The following is a 17,701-nucleotide window of genomic DNA, read 5'->3' as shown; positions in this document are numbered from 1 at the left end:
AGCATTTACGAGGAATCTATCACCATGTCTATTGAGCAACTCCAGCCTGCGACTCAGCAACAAGCGAGCGTTTACTTACCTTACATTCAAGGAAACAGGCGTAATATATTGCCCCACGCCATCAGTCTTTATCAAAAAGGCGTTGTGGAAGGACATCGCAAAATAGAAGCTGGTGAAAATATTCCCTTTGTCGCCAGTTGGAATGTAGCCACTTTACCTTCAGATTTAACCAGATGTCGAATGCAGTTCGATGGTGAAGCTGACTTAAGTTATGAAGTGATGATGGCGAGTTTTGAGTTTATGACTTTTTTAATTGAGTTGATGGAAAACCATAAACGCTATCGTGTGATTGATTTTTCTCAAGCTTTTTATCGTAAGATGCTGCGTTTAGATGAATAAATTCTTTTAATGGTAATATTTATCTAATTGTGGTTATATTCAGCCGTTTTTGTCTAAAAAAAGCACCGATTTCATCCATTAATCATCCTGAAAAAATTGCACGATCGCTTCTCTAGTCAGGGTTTGTAGCAACAGCAATGGCTAAGTTCGACCTAGAATGAGAAAACACCAAGCTGGGTTCTACTTCCTTTTGAATTTTAGGAGTGCATGTGTGCCGAAATCCGCAAAATATTTGTTGATAGGATCAACTCAGACTTACAGCGGTAAATCTGCAACAGTTCTGGGCTTATCCCATCAGCTAAAGCAAAAAGGACTGGATATCACCTACGGCAAACCACTAGGTACGTGTTTAAATGCGTCTGGTGGTAGCGTAATTGAGGAAGATGTCCAGTTCATTGCTCACAGCCTCAATCTGCCAGCCAATCGTGTTACACCCACGATGTTAACTCTAGATCAAGTAAGTGTACAAAAACGCCTACGCGGTGAAGACAAAACCGATTATCAACAATCTTTAGCACAGCAATATTTACCAGCGTCCCGTGGGGACTTGGTGTTGCTAGAGGGGCCTGGTGACTTAGAAGAAGGTAAATTGTTTAATTTGTCTTTGCTACAAGCAGCAGAAGTACTGGATGCAGGTGTGCTGTTGGTAGCCCGCTACAAATCGCTGCTTTCAGTGGAAGCACTATTATCGGCAAAACAGCGCTTAGGCGATCGCTTAATTGGTGTAGTGCTCAATGACATCCCCACAGACCAAATAGCCACCTCGCAAACACTCCTACGCCCATTTTTAGAACAGCAAGGTATTCCTGTATTCGCCACCTTACCAAAAAGCGACCTACTCCGCAGCGTCAGCGTTGGTGAATTAGTCAAGCAGTTAAATGCAGAAGTCCTCTGTTGTAGCGATCGCTTAGATTTACTCGTCGAAAGCCTCGCCATCGGCGCAATGAACGTCAACGCCGCTGTGAAATATTTCCGCAAACGCCACAACATGGCCGTAGTCACAGGGGGCGATCGCGTAGAAATTCAGCAAGCTGCACTAGAAACCTCCACCCAATGCCTCATTCTCACCGGACAATTACCACCTCCCGCCTTTATTCGCAACCGTGCTGAAGAACTAGAAATCCCCATTTTATCGGTCGATTTAGATACACTCACCACCGTGGAAATTGTTGACCGCACTTTTGGTCAAGTGCGCCTCCACGAACCGATTAAAGTACAATGCATCTCCCAGCTAATGGGTGAGCATTTTGACTTTGAGCGCCTACTATCTGTACTAGGCTTAAGTCCAGCAGCCGCATTATCCTAATCTCAGCGCCCCTTAGCGCTTTCCTTAGCGTTCCTCTGCGTTTCCATCAAAAACTATACTCCCAGCGAGGGTACAGCCGACTCGCTCTCACCAACTCAACAAAGCCGAGAAAATATAGCAATGTCTGAGCTAAATTAACTTCCACCTACACTCAGTTTGGTAAAATATCTTGGTCGTTTCATCTAATGATCTCCGTCTTTGAGTCAATCAACAGACCTCATTAACCTTGATACGTTAGCGCAGGAACTGGCAACCATCCAGCAAACAGGTTCTAAAAGAATTGCCTTGCTCGGTTCTCGCCACGTGCCCATTACGCATCAGAATCTGATTGAAATGATGACCTATGCCTTAGTCTTAACAGGCAATCGGATCATCACCTCTGGCGCTACAGGAACTAACTCAGCGGCTATCCGCGGAGCAATGCGGGCAGATCCTAACTTGCTGACGGTAATTTTACCCCAAAGCTTGGAACGCCAGCCAGTAGAATCGCGCCAGCAATTAGAAAATGTCATGCACCTAGTAGAAAATCCCAGCAACGATAGTCTCTCTCTGGCGGAAGCAAGTTACATTTGCAACAAAGAGATTGTTTCTCGTTGTCAACAACTCATCTGCTTTGCGTTTCATGACAGCCGTACCCTGCTCCAAACTTGTGGAGACGCCGAAGAACAAAGAAAAGTGGTGACGCTTTTCTACTTTGATTAGTCATTAGTAATTTGTCTTTGATCCTGACTGGCGGGTACTGCTGGAAAGCTTTGAAAAAGTAGCCGCTGGCGCATCTGTTTGCTTGACAAATGACAAATAACTAATGACAAACAACCAATGACCAATAACTAATGATTATTTTTTTATACGCCATTGCGGCAGCCGCAGCGCTGATTTATCTGCCATTTTTACTGGTAGCTTATGCGCGGGTGCAGATTGGGTTGGAAGCTTTGTCAACCCCTCGCGCCATATTCGATAAGTTACCACCATACGCCCAACGAGCTACCTGGGCGCATCAAAATTCCTTTGAAGCGTTTATGTTGTTTGCTGCAGCAGCTTTGATGGCTTATGTTACAGGTGTAAATTCTCCAGTAGCAGTAACAGCAGCGATCGCTTTTATTGTCGCTCGGTTGTTATACTCAGTTTTTTATATATTGAATATACCCCTATTGCGATCGCTCATGTTTGGCATTGGCTCTCTTGGCTCTGGTACTCTCATTGTCTTCAGTATCATCCAAGCTAATAGCTAAGAGGCAGTACTATTTCTGTCTCCTACCCAAACTCCCACATCTACAAACCCCAAATTTTTTATGGCTTCTACCTTTTCTTTTGACATTGTGAGCGACTTTGACCGACAAGAATTGGTAAACGCTGTCGATCAAGTTGAACGAGACGTTAAAAGTCGTTATGACCTCAAAGATACTGCAACTAGTGTTGAGTTAAACGAAGAAAGCATTACTATCAGCACCGACAGCGAGTTTACCTTAGAATCTGTGCACACAATTCTGCGGGAAAAAGCCGCAAAACGTAACCTCTCTCAAAAAATATTTGATTTTGGCAAAGTTGAATCAGCCAGCGGGAACCGCGTACGCCAAGAAATTAAACTCAAAAAAGGCATTAGCCAAGAAATCGCCAAGCAAATTTCTAAACTGATTCGAGACGAATTCAAAAAAGTCCAAGCCTCGATTCAAGGTGATGCAGTGCGGGTGACAGCTAAAGCCAAGGATGATCTGCAAACTGTCATCCAGCGGTTGAAACAAGAAGACTTTCCTGTGGCGTTACAATTCACTAACTATCGTTAAGAAATTTGTAGGGTGGGCAATGCCCATTGGTGTCAACTTAACGCGAAACTCTTGTCCCGCCTCAGAATGAATTCTGAGTCTCATAGCTTAAGTCATCTCAAGATGACTAAAAATGCTCACAAATCCCTAGTCTACTGAAGTAGACTTCAGCTATTAGCCTGGGAATTCATGATACTGTTGGCGAATCAACTGAGGGGTCAGACCCATCAAAATTGAGAGAGTAATGAAGCTTACATATGAGGTAATCTCAACTTAAGCCAAGATTTAAGTTGTCGGCAAGTAGAAGTGTAAACAAAAATGACCCTTCATCCGATAGAGCAATGGGCAATCCCAAAACAAACAGCCCTAGTAGCAAAGGCCGCATTTCCCAAAAGCAACGTTTACATGAAGATGTATGAGCAATTGGGACAAATATATGTAGATGAAGATTTTCACTCTTTATATCCAGCGCGTTGTGGTCAACTAGCGCTATCCCCTGGAAGATTAGCACTAATTACGGTGATGCAGTTTGCTGAAGGATTAAGTGATAGACAGGCAGCAGAGGCAGTCAGGTCAAGAATAGATTGGAAATACGCTTTAGGATTAGAGTTAACCGATTCTGGTTTTGACCATAGCGTGTTGGCAGAATTTCGAGAGCGACTGATTGCCAAAGACTCTCAAAGGCAATTACTAGATCAGATGCTCAATCAATTGAAAGAGCAAAAACTCATCAAAAGTCGGGGGCGGCAACGCACAGACTCGACTCATGTGCTAGCGGCTATCCGTCAAGTGAATCGCTTGGAGTTAGTAGGAGAAACTTTGCGCCATGCACTCAATGAATTAGCAATGGTTGCGCCTCAATGGTTAAAAGCTCAAGTGACCTCAGATTGGTTTGACCGTTATGGTGCTAGGTTTGAGCAATATCGCTTGCCTCAAGAAAAAGCGGCAAGAGAACAACTGGCACTGACCATCGGTGCGGATGGACACCACATCTTGAGGGTAATTGATGAGTCCCAAACTGAAGAGAAGTGGCGACAACTGGAAAGTGTGGAGATTTTGCGAACTGTTTGGGTGCAACAATATGCTTTTATCGCAGAAACACTTGTGTGGCGAGAACCAACAAACACAGGTTTACCCCCTAACAAAGTCTCTATTCAATCCCCCTATGACACTGAAGCTCGCAACCGCACCAAACGAGATACCAATTGGACAGGATACACAGTTCATTTGACAGAAACCTGCGAAGAAAATCGCCCCAATCTGATTACTAATGTTGAGACGACTCCAGCAACAACTCCAGACGGAGCAATGACGCAAATTATTCATCAGCATCTAGCTCAAAAAGAGCTTCTGCCTGCACAACATCTGTTGGATACAGCTTATGTCGATGCCGAGCATCTAGTGACTTCTATGAGTGAGTATGAGGTTGACCTACTGGGAAAAGTTCCTGGTGACTCTAGTTGGCAAGCCAAAACAGATGGTGGATTTGATTTATCTTGCTTTGCGATTGACTGGGACAAGCATCAAGTCAGATGTCCCAGTGGTCAATTGAGTCAGGCTTGGCGAGAAAGAACCGATGATTATGACAATCGTGTGATTGAGGTGCGCTTTGAGCGTGCTAGTTGTGCTGCTTGTGAAAAAAGAAGCTTATGTACCCAAGCTAGAAAAGAACCCCGTCTGCTTAAATTCCGACACCGAGAACAACATCAAGCTTTGCAAGCTGCGCGGCTTCGTCAAACCACTCCAGATTTTCAACTTGACTATGCATTAAGAGCTGGGGTAGAAGGCTCTCTTTCCCAAGCCACTCGCGCATATGAATTGCGTCGTAGTCGCTACGTAGGTTTAGCGAAGACTCATTTACAACACATCGCTACCGCAGCTGCAATGAATTTGAGCCGCTTGATGGCTTGGTGGCAACAAATTCCCAAGGCAAAGACACGTATTTCTGCTTTTGCTGCTCTTGGCGCTACTGCTTAACACATAGCCATGATGGGTCTGACCCCTCAGTTAATTCGCCAACAGTATCATTCATTCCCAGGCGGGTAGGTCAGCCAAGCATTTAAGCAATCTGTGGCTTAAGTTGACACTTATGGGCACTGCCCACCTATTGAATTAACCTCGTCCGCCAATGCTTTTTTGAAACGCCGCTCGCTCAGATATCCGTTTCATGTATTCTAATACGGCTGGGTAGGCACTCAAATCTAGCTTCAAAAGGACTGGGATATAAGTAAGGATAGACCCAACTGCGACATCAGCGACAGAGAATTCATCACCCAACAAAAAAGGTTGCCGTGTAAAAATCTCATTTAAGGGAGCTAACAAACGGGGCATTTCCCTTTCTCGATTAGCTTCGGAGAATATTCCCGGGCCGAGGGTAGCATTGGCAAATAACACCCACTGAGCCAGAATAGCGCTCTCTTCTGGAGAGGATGCACCTTTGCCGTATTTATCGGCGAGATACAGCAAAATTGCGCCCGATTCCCAAAGCGTCAAGTCTCCATCGGTAATTGCCGGCACTTTACCTAAAGGATTAATTCCTAGATACTCAGGTTGAAGGTGTTCGCCCGCTTGCATGTCGAGGAGGACAAATTCATAGGGTATCGCTAATTCTTCTAGATACCACTGCACAATTGAGGCTCGACTACGAGCGCCGCCATAAAGCTTTAACATAATCACCTGGGATTAGAGGACTTTGTGAGTGTGAGAGTGCTGTTTTATGTTATCTTCTTTGGTGACAACTCTGGTAGCATTTAGTACCCGCTTCCGCTCTACAGAATAAGCCAATTCTGTGTAGGTTGTACCTACGGATATAAGAGATTTGGCTACCTCGCGGCGCTTGTAGGTACGGGCGGCTGCAAACACCCTGGGGACAAATTCATCACCAAACTGAGCAGATGTTGGGAAATCTGGTGGTAATAATGGTGTCTCGCCAGCCAAAACTGATCCTAAAGTAGTTGCATAAGCCAGTTTATAGGAAGTGGGAATACCTTTAAATAGCGCTTCTAAAGCCGCAGAGGGGATAGGTTCGACTACTTCGATTTGATGAACTTCGCCGTCTTCCTTGACAAAACAAGTCGCCAAGCCGATCACAATGTAATCATCCGCTGCAAGATCGGGGGCGTTGGGATAAGAGATTGTCGTTGTCATAATCAAATTTCTCAAAACTTTTGAGTCAAATCAGGGGATCAGAGGCTGGGGTGGTGAGTTCTGTTGGGGAGGAAAGGTTGAGGGTAAAAAAGCCAGGAAAACCAAATTCCTAACCCTTCCCCCTTTCCCTTTCCTCTTTTCCTCATCTCTATTGATCGGCTTGTTGGCATTTTACCAAGTTGTTGCTCTGCTTATCTGACTAGTCTTGAAGATTGATATTTGTTTTTTCAGGAATTCAACTTGGGGATGAAGTATACATGATCAGATTAGAGCATCAATATATTTGTGTAGAACAAGATTGGGGTTCATTACCGTAAATGATTAATTAAAGTAACTATCAACACATTACAACCTAACGCTTTGGCTAGACCAGCAATAGGATAAAAACTATAAATTTACTTGCAAAACAAGCTCGCCCGGTAATATAGCATGAATAACTACTCGTTTTTAGCTTCTGGTAATCAGGAAAATTACTTAAACAATATTGTAAATAATAGTCGATTTAACTATCAAGAAAATAGTAGTGAGGAATCAGTTTTAGGGGATAGTCACTTACGTTCTTGGGCGCTGAAGTTGGCGCAGCAAGGAGATTATACAGAGGCGATCGCCCTTTTAAGCCAGCTAATTCATCGTCACCCCCAAAATGCAGTTGATTACAACAACCGGGGGCTAATTTATTTTCAAAGTGGTGAAAGACAAAAAGCTTTGTGTGATTACAACACAGCATTACAACTGAATCCGCATTTAGCCAGCGCTTATAACAATCGCGCCAACTACTACGCAGCTTGTGGAGAATTAGCCGCGGCGATCGCTGACTATGACCAAGCGATTGATTTAAATCCCCGTCATGTCCGGGCTTGGATTAACAGAGGAATCACATTACGGGATTTGGGTCAATATGAAGAAGCTGTAGAGAATTTTGAAATCGCTTTACTCTTCGGTCAACTACAAACACATATCTGGGCCCAGAGAGGTAGAACCTATCATCTGTGGGGCGATTGGAACTGTGCGATCGCTGATTATCGTCGGGCTTTAAACCAATTACCCCCTGTAAACGGTAATCACGACGCCCTCAGTTACCATCTGCACTCACAAGTTGACAACTGGTTAAACGAACTGCTGTTTCCTCAGCATCTTGACTGGTAGATTCGCCCAAAGCTTGACTGAAATTGGTAGATGACAAACAACCAATAACTAAGGTGATACATCTGGTTGCGCTGATTCTTTCGGGTCTTGGTTCATAAACACCACCTGACGCTGGCTGGGATCAAATCGATACCCTTGCTGTTGCATGATTGCCTTAGTTTGATGGGGATCAAAATTCCTGCTAAACTCTGCTTGCAAGGTGTTGACACGTCCTTCCATCTGCTTCACCTCAGTCTTAATTTCTCGCAATTTTTCTTGCTGCGACCAGTGATAAGGTAAAAGTTGCACCAAGGCAGAAATTGCTGCGCCTGAGATTGCTAGATTAACTGCTATTTTCGCTGTAGTTTCCAGCGCCATGATTTGGTAAGACCGCTGGCGCAGATGTCGCTTGGGCCGAGGGGTGACTCGGCGTTTTTCTATGGGTTGTAGCGGGGGTCTGGATGGTTGAATCGCGTTCATGATGCTAAAAAGAACCTCGCTGATGGAATAGGAACACTATAAACAGCCTAACCTTGTTAATTATGAGTTACGTCTAATGTGAATTAGATATTAAAACTTGAATGATTTTGTCAATGCTGTCACTCTCAATCCAGTGTAGTGGTAGGGTGCGTTACGGACTAAAGTCCGTAACGCACCGGTGATATCTGACGGTGCGTTAGCCTGCGGCATAACACACCCTACCAAATTCAAGCTTTTAATTCACATTAAGCTTTGATGTAGCTGCCATGTTACTTCATTTTTTCGGAAATGCTACACGTATATCTATCGTAAAAAAAATAAACCTAGCATACGTAGGTAGCGTTTTTTCAACAATCGATGGCAATCAGCCTTAACCGTCTAGAAACTGCACTCCGTAATGCTAGGTTTATGAATTCGCCTCAGTGTGTCACACTGTAGCGTTATTTGTAAAGTTCAGTGGCTAACCGCCAAGCTAAAACTCCTGGAATCAGCGCCACAACAAGGGCGATGTATACTTGAGTATCTGACAAGGAAGACACTTGAGCAAGGTAAAGAGTATCTAACATCAGCATGGTGGAAAATCTCCTAAACTGAATATATTTTCACTGGTTCGTTTACTACTTTTCCCTGTTTTGCCTAATTGGGGAATTATCTTGTTACAAGATGCAACAAAAGCCATGATAAATCAGTAGTCATTAGTTATTCTTCGTAAAAAAAATTTATCAATCTATGGATTTTTATCTGGGGATTGACTTTGGGACTTCTGGCGCACGGGCTGTAGTCATTGACGATGAAGCCGGCATACAAGCAGAGGTGCGTTATCCTTGGGAAACTGCGAGTGTCAGTGATTTAACGACTTGTTGGCAGACGGCTTTGTTAACTATGCTCAAATATATCCCTGAAGAATTGCGCCGAGAAGTGAGGGCGATCGCTATCAATGGGACTTCTGCTACTGTCTTGTTAACAGATGAGGCTGGTGAGCCTGTAGATGCACCCCTACTCTACAATGACGGGCGGGCTGCAGCGCTACTAGAACATCTGCAAAAAATTGCTCCTCCTCACCACACAGTGTTAAGTGCTACATCTAGTCTTGCCAAACTTCTGTGGATGTCCCAATTACCAAACTTTAGCCAAGCTAGATATTTTCTACATCAAGCCGACTGGTTGGCGTTTCTGTTACATGGACAAATAGGTATCAGTGACTACCACAATGCTTTAAAACTAGGTTATGACGTAGAACAGTTGAAATATCCACAATGGCTTTTAAAGCTGCAAATACCGATTCAACTACCCAAAGTCATCGCCCCAGGTACTCCCATCGCCGAACTTCGTCCGGAAATTGTCCAAGAGTTCGGTTTTCCCAGAGATTGTCTAGTGTGTGCAGGGACAACCGATAGTATTGCAGCTTTTGTTGCTAGTGGAGCAAAATTACCCGGTCAAGCGGTGACTTCTCTCGGTTCAACCCTGGTACTCAAATTATTGAGTCGCACCCGCGTTGAGGATGCGCGATATGGAATTTATAGTCATCGCCTAGGCGATTTGTGGCTAACTGGCGGTGCTTCTAACACTGGAGGAGCAGTACTGAGGCATTTTTTCACCGATGCGGAATTATCTAGCCTCAGCCGCGAGATTAATAGCGCCCAAGCCAGCCAACTAGATTATTATCCACTATTAAACAACGGCGATCGCTTCCCCATCAACGACCCTCATCTTTCCCCAAGACTAACACCACGCCCAAACCAGCCAGCGGAATTTCTCCACGGATTATTAGAAAGCATGGCTCGCATAGAAGCCAGAGGCTATGAATTACTACAACAGTTAGGCGCAGACCAGTTAACCCATGTTTATACCGCCGGTGGTGGCGCCGCCAATCAAACCTGGACGGCTATTCGCAGACGGCTTTTAAAAGTCACCGTCAAGCCGTCAGTCCACACAGAAGCCGCTTATGGGACAGCACTGTTAGCGATGCGGGGGGTGAGGGGCTAGGGAAAGATGTTTTTTGCCCTGTTGTCAAACTATAAGACTTACGCATTGTACAAAGAATATAGTTGCTTCGCGATACCGTACCCCTACGGACGCGCCTCGCGTTAACGAGAATCGCTACCAAATTTGGAAGCTATTGTCTTTATTAATTTGTAAAATGCGTAAGTCCGAATTAAAATCCTCTAAAGCAGAATTTTAGCCAAAATCGGTTCTACACGAGTAGCAATCTCTGGGACATATACTTGCGAAACGTAATCAGCAATCATTCTATCTGTGTTGAATAGTGGTGCGTTGGTCTTAATTGAGGTTTTCATCATCTGTATCCAGCGATGGGGTACACCTTCAGCATCTTGGTCGTAGTAAAGGGGAACAATTTCTGTTTCTAAAAGCTGGTATAGTGATTGTGAATCGATGCGATCCTGCAATTCTTGATCGCTGGTGTGTGCATCTTCACCAATCGCCCAACCATTGATACCTTTACCATCACTACCAGTTTTATAGCCTTCGCACCACCAACCATCGAGGACACTGCAATTTAAACCGCCGTTGAAGCAAACTTTTTGTCCGCTTGTACCGGAAGCTTCTAGAGGACGACGGGGGTTATTTAACCACACATCAACGCCTTGGACTAATTTTTGCCCAGTGTAGATGTCGTAATCTTCGATAAAGGCGACGCGGTTGAGAATACCGGAATTATGACACCATTCCATTAAACGCTGAATAATGCGCTTACCTTCTTCATCTGCGGGGTGAGCTTTACCTGCAAAGATAATTTGTACCGGGCGTTCGGCGTTGCCAAAAATTTTCAAGGCGCGCTCGGCATCGCGTAAAATTAAATCACCGCGTTTGTATGGGCTAAAACGTCTGGCAAAGCCGATGGTTAAAATGTTGGGAGCGAGGAGAGTATCACTGGCTTGGATGAGTTCGTAGCTTTCACCGCGAGATTCTCTAGATTTTCTAACTTTATAGCGAGTGTAGGCTATTAGTCTTTCTTTGAGAATTTGATGGCGTGACCACAATTCTTCATCGGGAATGTTGTCAACTTTTGCCCAAGTTTTCGGATCAACGGCGCGAGTTTTCCAATCTGCTCCCAAATATTGATTATATAAGTCAGCTAATAAAGGTGCTGTCCATGTTGGTGCATGTACGCCATTGGTAATGTAGCCAATAGGTACTTTGTCTTCGGAACGTTGCGGATAAAGAACTGTCCACATTTTCCGAGAAACTTGACCGTGTAATTCGCTGACACCATTGCAAGCGCGAGACATCCGCAATGCTAAAACAGTCATACCAAATGGTTCCCAGGGATCACCTAGTCTTCTTGCACCTAGTGCTAAAAATTGCTCGCGGGAAAGTCGCAGTTGTGTCCAATATTGAGCAAAGAACGAGTCGATTAAATCGGGTGAGAAGACATCATGACCTGCGGGAACGGGGGTGTGGGTGGTGAAGACGCAACTGTTTTTGACTTTGGCTTCGATGTCGTAAAAGGATTTACCTGTGCGTTCGATTTCTTGACGAGCGATTTCTAAAGTGCAAAAGGCCGCGTGTCCTTCGTTGAGATGATGAACAGAGGGTTGAATTCCCAAAGCTGTGAGGGCGCGGACACCACCAATTCCCAGGACAACTTCTTGGGCGATGCGGGTTTCTAAGTTACCACCGTAGAGGTGTCCAGTTAACCAGCGGTCGATGGGATCATTATCTTGGCGATCGCTATCTAACAAATATAAACTGACTCGCCCTACTTGCACTCGCCAAATTTGCACTTTCACTGACCTTTGGCGAACATCTATCTGAATCGTGATTGGTTCTCCTTGCTCATTTTTGATTAATTCTATGGGCATCCGGTGGAACGGATTATCGATATAATAGTCTTCTTGCCAGCCTTGACGGTTTAAGCGTTGGCGAAAGTAGCCTTGGCGATATAGCAAGCCGACGCCCACCATTGGTACACCTAAATCTGATGATGATTTTAGATGATCCCCTGCGAGAATGCCTAAACCACCGGAGTAAACTGGTAGAGATTCATGGATACCGAACTCTGCACAAAAGTAGGCGATGGGATTGTTTTTGGATACTTGCGGTGCGACTCGACTCACCCAGGTATCTTGCTGCGCCATGTATTGGTCAAACTCTTTGATTAAAGCAGATATTTGTCTGAGGTAGAATGGGTCTTCTGCTAATTGGGTGAGACGTTCATAGCTGGTTGATTCTAAAATTGCCACTGGGTTATGTCCACACCGTTCCCATTCTTGGGGATCAATGGCGTTAAACAGTGCAATGCGATCGCTACTCCAACTCCACCAATAATTATAAGCTAAATCTGCTAACCGCTTTAATGGCAGAGGTAATCTTTGACTGAGGCGAGATGCTGCCGTCATGACGTTGGTGTTTACCATAATACTCTCAAATCTGTGTTAGTTTTTTCTATTACGCTACTCAACTGCTCTAGGAAGACTAATTCGTAATTAGCAATTAGCAGCGTCTGAATTACCGCTAAATATTTTGATTTAGCGTTTGAGCAGGCAGCAGTGGTTCGAGAGCTACTGCTGTTTATAAGTATGAATCGCTAATAATTAATTACGAATTATGTTGACAACTGAGTCTATCCCTAGAGCAGTTCAATGAATGCTATTGAATCTTTTTTTTCTGTTGTCTTTTTCCGATTATCTCTCTTATTTGAGCATTTTTTCTATCAACTTGAGTCACTTTATTTTAAAATATTTATTATGTTGTTAATATTTGTTGAATCATGACAAGAATTAACAAAAAATAGGGAACAGGGGATAGGGGATAGGGTTGAAAGTCTCTGTCTTGAAAAGTTCAGATCGGAGGAAACCTCCGCTCCGACTTTTCGCTTTGTGCAGGAGTTTTATCTTTAGTTCATGTCCTAATACCGTTTTAGAAAAAGAATGCGACAGATGGGTAGGGGCACAACAATGTTGTGCCCTTACGAAGGATTGATGTGTCGCAAGCATTATTTGAATTGGTATAACCTATGTGGCTACGTCCATAACAAAAAAATTGCCCTAACTTAGAGCAGCTAGGGCGTATACTTCAACGAGGAACTTTGATAGCGGCAAATTTTAGTTACAGTAAACCCATAACTTGGCGATAATGTGCTTCAATTTGTGCCACTGTTGGCGATTTTCGCTGGGTATCCCATCGGCTGAGATTAAATAATTCTTGTCGCAAATTGTTAACATTAATTGTAGTAACTTGACCATGAGCAACAATTTGTTTCCCATTTACCCAAGCACTATCAACAACATTTGTTGGTCGTCCTAAAACCAATAAACCAATCGGGTCTGTACGCGGTAGTAATGATAAATTTCTCAGGTCATAAAGGACTAAATCTGCTTTTTTCCCAACAGTGAGAGAACCGAGTTGCTCGCCTAAATTTAATCCTTTCGCACCACCTAAAGACGCCATTTCCACAGATTGTCTGGGTGTAATCCAGTGTTGATAATCTAAATCGGTGACATTGTGCAAAATTGAACCAATTTTGATAGCTTCCAGCAAATCTTGAGAATCGTTACTCGAAGCACCATCACAACCAAAAGTGACATTTACTCCCGCTTGACGATATTTTAAAATAGGGGCGATCCCACTACCCAGACGCAGATTGCTTAAAGGATTGTGCACAACCGTGGAACCAGTCCGCGCCAGAATAGCAATATCATCGTCGGTGAGATGGACGCAATGAGCTAGAGTTGTGCGATCGCTCAAATATCCAATTCTGCTAAGATGCTCAACAGCAGTGCAACCATATTTTTCTTGAGCGAGTTTGGCTTGAGCTTTGGTTTCTAGCAAATGAGAGTGACGACAGAGATTGTAGCGTGAGCTTAACTCAATACAACCACTAAACAACGCATCTGTACACAATTGTATCCCCGTCGGTGCAACTAAAATCTCCACACCCTCATCAGGACGATGAAATTGTCTCACTGCTTCTGCAATTAATTCTAAAGTAGCTGCAGTTGAACGAAAATAAGGTTCATGAGTTTGGGCTGATTCCCCTGACGGTATCCCCGCAGTCATCGACTCATCTTGAATTAGCGGTGCGACAAAAGCGCGAATCCCCACTTCCCTGTAAGCTCTGACCGCAGTAGCGATGGTTTCTAACTCCAGTCCCGGAATCAACACCAGATGATCTACTACACTAGTACCACCAGAAAGCAGCGTCTCCACCGCCGTTCCCAAAGCACTCAAATAAACCTGTTCTGTATCCAGAGGAGCAAAATCATACAGTTCCGCCAACCATAATTCTAAAGGCAAAACCGACATAATGCCCCGCTGCCACATTTCCGAGGAATGGGTGTGGGCGTTAAAGAACCCAGGAAGCAACAGCTTATTTGCACCATCGACAATTGTACCTACCGCCTCTAACTCAGGTGCAATAGCAGCAATTTTACCATCCCTAATTTGCACATCTACGGTAGCGTAACTATCCTCAGTCGCCACGAGAGCATTCTTAATCGTGAAACTCATACCATTTTCGATTTTAGATTGGGGATTTGGGATTGTCATACCAATTTGCGATCGCACAGTTGCAGTATCAACTTTTTGGCAATTACTGTCAAAATATTTAACCTTGATTAAGTAATTGAACACTGAACAGAAATTCAAGTTACAAAATAGAAACAGGTATTGGGTGTTGCAATTTATGGATTTACCTTTGCGGACATTGGGAGTTGCGCCAAATGCTTGGACAGTGAATCATGCGATTGCAGATATCACTCGTCCTCAAAAAACCCCACAACCCGTTATCTTAACAACAGAAACGAAAACTCTGCGCTTAGATTTAGCCAAAACCGCTATCCTCGTCATCGATATGCAAAACGACTTCTGTCACCCTGATGGTTGGTTAGCGCATATTGGTGTCGATGTCACCCCAGCCCGCAAACCCATAGAACCTCTGCAAAGCTTACTTCCACAACTGCGAGAAGCTGATGTTCCCGTCATTTGGATAAATTGGGGAAATCGCCCCGACTTATTGAATATTAGCGCCAATTCTCATCACGTTTACAACCCCACAGGCGACGGCGTGGGCTTAGGCGATTCTCTCCCCACCAACGGTGCTAAAGTACTTATGGCGGGTAGTTGGGCGGCTGCAGTCGTAGACGAACTTCCGCAGTTACCAACGGATATTTGTATAGATAAATACCGCATGAGTGGCTTTTGGGACACACCCTTAGATAGCATCTTGCGGAACTTGGGAATAACTACAATTTTTTTTACTGGTGTGAATGCTGACCAGTGTGTATTAACTACACTATGTGATGCTAACTTCTTAGGCTATGACTGCATCTTAATTAAAGATTGCACCGCCACCACTTCCCCCGATTATTGTTGGCTAGCGACATTATATAACGTCAAACAATGCTTCGGTTTTGTAACCAATTCTCAAGCAATTTTCACCGCTTTAATTAACTAAAAAATCAACATAAGTCCTTTTTCATAACAAATCACCAAGGATAAATCAATGTACACCACCAAATGTGTAATTCCCATTATTAAATCTCCCGGAGATTATCAAGTTTTTCAAATCAGTCCCCACGATTCCAATCGGTTAGCAATTATTTTTGATTCAACTAATGCTAATACTTCCCTCACCTGTTGCGTAGAAATTTTTGATGTGGGAGGACAAACACCACCAAATCGTCACCAATGGGCGGTAGAAATGTTTTTTGTTCTCAAAGGAGAAGGAATAGCGATGTGTGATGGAAAAAAAGTTGTAATTAAAACGGGAGATAGTTTATTAGTACCTCCCACCGGCACGCACTTGATCAAAAATACAGGTTCTACTCGCTTATATACATTAACTGTGATGGTTCCCAATGAAGATTTTTCTGAGCTAATTCGTAGCGGAACGCCGATGGAATTAGACGCAGAAGATATGGCCGTTTTGGGAAGAGTAGATGCGCTAACTGCTATGCATTGAGTCGAGATGTAATCTGAACTAATTTTTGGGCGATCGCTTGTACTGCTTGCATCTGTTTTTCGTCTTTGAGTTGTCCCTGTTCATCAAAGGCTTCATAGGCGTTGGGAATTCCTTTTTGATTAGGAATAACAATCACACCGATTCCTTCTAAAATGGCACGGACATGAACTAAACCCCGAATTCCACCCAAACCACCAGGAGAAGCTGCTAACAAAGCTGCAACTTTACCATTGAAAGAACTTAACCCTTGCTCTCCTGGTTCTAGTCGGGTAGCCCAGTCAATGGCATTTTTTAAAAGTGGTGTAATCGAGCCATTATATTCTGGACAACCTATCAGAAATCCTTGATGATTTCTCAAAAGTGCTTTGAATTTTAACACTGATTCTGGTAGTCCCTCTTGAGCTTCTAAATCTTCATTGAACAGAGGCATAGGATAATCAAGTAAATCGATAAAATTAACCTCTGCACCAGCATTTTTTGCTCCTACAGAAGCAACTTTCACGAGTTTTTTGTTGAAAGATTCAATGCGAGAACTACCTGCAAAAGAGAGAATTTTGATGGGTTGAGTCATTTGCTTAATCTGCTAATAATGCAAAATAATTTTAGGCGATCGCGTGTCTATATTAATACCAATTTACAAAAACCTTACTATGACAAAATCCCCACAATACCATACTCTGACAGATGTACGTACACTCAGCCAGAACTGCCATATTCGTTGATTATCAAGCATCTTATGTTAAAGCTACAAAAATATTCCCAGCAGCACCTAATTATTTTCACTCGCTATCCAGAAGCAGGAAAGACAAAAACTAGATTAATACCTGCATTGGGTGCTGTGGGCGCAGCTAATCTGCAACGCCAAATGACAGAACATACCATATTTCAGGTACAAGAATTACAGAAAAAAACAGCGCTATCTTGTGAAGTGCGGTTTGCAGGCGGAAATTGGCAACTCATGCAAGACTGGCTAGGACAAGATTTAGCTTACCATTCTCAAGGTGGAGGAGACTTGGGGGAACGAATGGAGCGATCGCTACGTGAAGCTTTGCAATCGGGTGCACAACGAGTTATTATAATCGGCACCGACTGTCCCGGCGTTAATTCCCAGATTCTCGCAACGGCATTTGAGCAAACACAAGCTTTTGACCTTGTTCTCGGCCCAGCCCTCGATGGTGGCTATTATTTGATTGGATTGCATCGCTACATCAAAGAATTATTCGCTAACATCGACTGGGGCACTTCTCAAGTATTGCAGCAAACTATGGACATCGCCCAAAAACTTAACTTATCACATCTTTACTTGCCTCCCCTGGCTGATATCGACCGTCCAGAAGATTTATCAATTTGGAAACCCTCTCCCCTCTCTCCTAACCCCTCTCCCCACAACCAAACACCCAGAATTTTCTGAGGACACTGTTAATTACAGATGCTACCGTGGTTTTGTTTAAAACTAACAGCCAAAAAACATTTACCAGTGTTGTATCTGTCGCTTGTTGATGTACAACAGTAAGGTCATGGAATATTCAAGTAACTTTGAATAGAATAATCACTTTC

The 17,701-nt window shown here is 43.7% G+C and carries 18 protein-coding genes; 11 read left to right on the top strand and 7 right to left on the bottom strand.

Annotated elements, in window-relative coordinates; genetic code table 11:
• Window positions 1–24: 24 nt before the first annotated feature.
• From ebsA to MIC7126_RS0117485, 6 genes are all read left to right on the top strand, one after another.
• On the top strand, window positions 25–399 hold the full coding sequence (gene ebsA, locus MIC7126_RS0117510) for a type IV pilus biogenesis protein EbsA (protein ID WP_017654462.1): 375 nt from the start codon (window positions 25–27) through the stop codon (window positions 397–399).
• A gap of 211 nt (window positions 400–610) precedes the next feature.
• On the top strand, window positions 611–1,705 hold the full coding sequence (locus MIC7126_RS0117505; protein ID WP_017654461.1) for a phosphotransacetylase family protein: 1,095 nt from the start codon (window positions 611–613) through the stop codon (window positions 1,703–1,705).
• 198 nt (window positions 1,706–1,903) lie between these two features.
• Window positions 1,904–2,407 carry a hypothetical protein gene (locus MIC7126_RS0117500; RefSeq protein WP_017654460.1) on the top strand — a complete coding sequence of 168 codons (504 nt, stop codon included), beginning with the start codon at window positions 1,904–1,906 and terminating at the stop codon, window positions 2,405–2,407.
• A gap of 131 nt (window positions 2,408–2,538) precedes the next feature.
• Window positions 2,539–2,937: an MAPEG family protein gene (locus MIC7126_RS0117495; RefSeq protein ID WP_017654459.1), complete on the top strand. Its 399-nt coding sequence runs from the start codon at window positions 2,539–2,541 to the stop codon at window positions 2,935–2,937.
• 60 nt (window positions 2,938–2,997) lie between these two features.
• Window positions 2,998–3,489 carry a YajQ family cyclic di-GMP-binding protein gene (locus MIC7126_RS0117490; protein WP_017654458.1) on the top strand — a complete coding sequence of 164 codons (492 nt, stop codon included), beginning with the start codon at window positions 2,998–3,000 and terminating at the stop codon, window positions 3,487–3,489.
• A gap of 297 nt (window positions 3,490–3,786) precedes the next feature.
• Window positions 3,787–5,445: an IS1182 family transposase gene (locus MIC7126_RS0117485; RefSeq protein ID WP_017651759.1), complete on the top strand. Its 1,659-nt coding sequence runs from the start codon at window positions 3,787–3,789 to the stop codon at window positions 5,443–5,445.
• A 135-nt stretch (window positions 5,446–5,580) separates the two neighbouring features.
• Here the strand turns inward: MIC7126_RS0117485 and MIC7126_RS0117480 are convergent, their stop codons facing one another.
• Entirely contained in the window at window positions 5,581–6,138 is a 558-nt protein-coding gene (locus MIC7126_RS0117480; RefSeq protein WP_017654457.1) for a glutathione S-transferase family protein, read from the bottom strand.
• A 12-nt stretch (window positions 6,139–6,150) separates the two neighbouring features.
• Window positions 6,151–6,615: a hypothetical protein gene (locus MIC7126_RS0117475; RefSeq protein WP_017654456.1), complete on the bottom strand. Its 465-nt coding sequence runs from the start codon at window positions 6,613–6,615 to the stop codon at window positions 6,151–6,153.
• Window positions 6,616–7,044: 429 nt separating this feature from the next.
• On the opposite strand from MIC7126_RS0117475, the gene MIC7126_RS0117470 reads away from it, so the two are divergent.
• Window positions 7,045–7,761: a tetratricopeptide repeat protein gene (locus tag MIC7126_RS0117470; RefSeq protein ID WP_017654455.1), complete on the top strand. Its 717-nt coding sequence runs from the start codon at window positions 7,045–7,047 to the stop codon at window positions 7,759–7,761.
• A 48-nt stretch (window positions 7,762–7,809) separates the two neighbouring features.
• Here the strand turns inward: MIC7126_RS0117470 and MIC7126_RS0117465 are convergent, their stop codons facing one another.
• Window positions 7,810–8,220 (bottom strand): slr1601 family putative cell division protein, encoded by a 411-nt coding sequence (locus tag MIC7126_RS0117465; RefSeq protein ID WP_017654454.1) that lies wholly within the window; start codon window positions 8,218–8,220, stop codon window positions 7,810–7,812.
• Window positions 8,221–8,660: 440 nt separating this feature from the next.
• On the bottom strand, window positions 8,661–8,786 hold the full coding sequence (psaM, locus tag MIC7126_RS27835) for a photosystem I reaction center subunit XII (protein ID WP_051050453.1): 126 nt from the start codon (window positions 8,784–8,786) through the stop codon (window positions 8,661–8,663).
• Between the two features lie 163 nt (window positions 8,787–8,949).
• On the opposite strand from psaM, the gene MIC7126_RS0117455 reads away from it, so the two are divergent.
• Entirely contained in the window at window positions 8,950–10,206 is a 1,257-nt protein-coding gene (locus MIC7126_RS0117455) for an FGGY-family carbohydrate kinase (RefSeq protein ID WP_017654452.1), read from the top strand.
• Window positions 10,207–10,385: 179 nt separating this feature from the next.
• Here the strand turns inward: MIC7126_RS0117455 and glgP are convergent, their stop codons facing one another.
• Together glgP and MIC7126_RS0117445 are read right to left on the bottom strand one after the other, a co-directional pair.
• The gene (glgP, locus tag MIC7126_RS0117450; protein ID WP_026100344.1) at window positions 10,386–12,599 is read right to left on the bottom strand and encodes an alpha-glucan family phosphorylase; all 2,214 of its coding nucleotides are present in this window, start codon (window positions 12,597–12,599) and stop codon (window positions 10,386–10,388) included.
• A 691-nt stretch (window positions 12,600–13,290) separates the two neighbouring features.
• Window positions 13,291–14,691, bottom strand: a complete 1,401-nt coding sequence (locus MIC7126_RS0117445) for an amidohydrolase (protein ID WP_026100343.1) — start codon at window positions 14,689–14,691, stop codon at window positions 13,291–13,293.
• Window positions 14,692–14,866: 175 nt separating this feature from the next.
• Here MIC7126_RS0117445 and MIC7126_RS0117440 point away from each other — a divergent pair, with 175 nt between their 5' ends.
• Together MIC7126_RS0117440 and MIC7126_RS0117435 are read left to right on the top strand one after the other, a co-directional pair.
• Window positions 14,867–15,637 carry a cysteine hydrolase family protein gene (locus MIC7126_RS0117440; protein WP_017654449.1) on the top strand — a complete coding sequence of 257 codons (771 nt, stop codon included), beginning with the start codon at window positions 14,867–14,869 and terminating at the stop codon, window positions 15,635–15,637.
• 48 nt (window positions 15,638–15,685) lie between these two features.
• Entirely contained in the window at window positions 15,686–16,144 is a 459-nt protein-coding gene (locus tag MIC7126_RS0117435) for a cupin domain-containing protein (RefSeq protein ID WP_017654448.1), read from the top strand.
• On the opposite strand, the gene MIC7126_RS0117430 is transcribed toward MIC7126_RS0117435, so the two are convergent.
• Window positions 16,134–16,715, bottom strand: coding sequence for an NADPH-dependent FMN reductase (locus MIC7126_RS0117430; RefSeq protein ID WP_017654447.1), 582 nt, complete (start codon window positions 16,713–16,715; stop codon window positions 16,134–16,136). The two genes, MIC7126_RS0117435 and MIC7126_RS0117430, sit on opposite strands and share 11 nt — an antisense overlap.
• Before the next feature lie 165 nt (window positions 16,716–16,880).
• On the opposite strand from MIC7126_RS0117430, the gene MIC7126_RS0117425 reads away from it, so the two are divergent.
• Window positions 16,881–17,555 carry a TIGR04282 family arsenosugar biosynthesis glycosyltransferase gene (locus MIC7126_RS0117425; protein WP_017654446.1) on the top strand — a complete coding sequence of 225 codons (675 nt, stop codon included), beginning with the start codon at window positions 16,881–16,883 and terminating at the stop codon, window positions 17,553–17,555.
• The last annotated feature ends 146 nt before the right edge of the window (window positions 17,556–17,701 follow it).

Source organism: Fortiea contorta PCC 7126 (assembly GCF_000332295.1).
GTDB lineage: Bacteria > Cyanobacteriota > Cyanobacteriia > Cyanobacteriales > Nostocaceae > Fortiea > Fortiea contorta.
Note: the sequence above shows the minus strand (reverse complement) of the source record. Positions and strands in the feature narration are given on the sequence as shown.

Coding starts and splice junctions, on each gene's coding strand:
- ebsA (WP_017654462.1), top strand. CDS start 25: ATGTCTATTGAGCAACTCCAGCCTGCGACTCAGCAACAAGCGAGCGTT.
- MIC7126_RS0117495 (WP_017654459.1), top strand. CDS start 2,539: ATGATTATTTTTTTATACGCCATTGCGGCAGCCGCAGCGCTGATTTAT.
- MIC7126_RS0117490 (WP_017654458.1), top strand. CDS start 2,998: ATGGCTTCTACCTTTTCTTTTGACATTGTGAGCGACTTTGACCGACAA.
- MIC7126_RS0117485 (WP_017651759.1), top strand. CDS start 3,787: ATGACCCTTCATCCGATAGAGCAATGGGCAATCCCAAAACAAACAGCC.
- MIC7126_RS0117480 (WP_017654457.1), bottom strand. CDS start 6,138: ATGTTAAAGCTTTATGGCGGCGCTCGTAGTCGAGCCTCAATTGTGCAG.
- MIC7126_RS0117475 (WP_017654456.1), bottom strand. CDS start 6,615: ATGACAACGACAATCTCTTATCCCAACGCCCCCGATCTTGCAGCGGAT.
- MIC7126_RS0117470 (WP_017654455.1), top strand. CDS start 7,045: ATGAATAACTACTCGTTTTTAGCTTCTGGTAATCAGGAAAATTACTTA.
- MIC7126_RS0117465 (WP_017654454.1), bottom strand. CDS start 8,220: ATGAACGCGATTCAACCATCCAGACCCCCGCTACAACCCATAGAAAAA.
- psaM (WP_051050453.1), bottom strand. CDS start 8,786: ATGTTAGATACTCTTTACCTTGCTCAAGTGTCTTCCTTGTCAGATACT.
- MIC7126_RS0117455 (WP_017654452.1), top strand. CDS start 8,950: ATGGATTTTTATCTGGGGATTGACTTTGGGACTTCTGGCGCACGGGCT.
- glgP (WP_026100344.1), bottom strand. CDS start 12,599: ATGGTAAACACCAACGTCATGACGGCAGCATCTCGCCTCAGTCAAAGA.
- MIC7126_RS0117445 (WP_026100343.1), bottom strand. CDS start 14,691: ATGAGTTTCACGATTAAGAATGCTCTCGTGGCGACTGAGGATAGTTAC.
- MIC7126_RS0117440 (WP_017654449.1), top strand. CDS start 14,867: ATGGATTTACCTTTGCGGACATTGGGAGTTGCGCCAAATGCTTGGACA.
- MIC7126_RS0117435 (WP_017654448.1), top strand. CDS start 15,686: ATGTACACCACCAAATGTGTAATTCCCATTATTAAATCTCCCGGAGAT.
- MIC7126_RS0117430 (WP_017654447.1), bottom strand. CDS start 16,715: ATGACTCAACCCATCAAAATTCTCTCTTTTGCAGGTAGTTCTCGCATT.
- MIC7126_RS0117425 (WP_017654446.1), top strand. CDS start 16,881: ATGTTAAAGCTACAAAAATATTCCCAGCAGCACCTAATTATTTTCACT.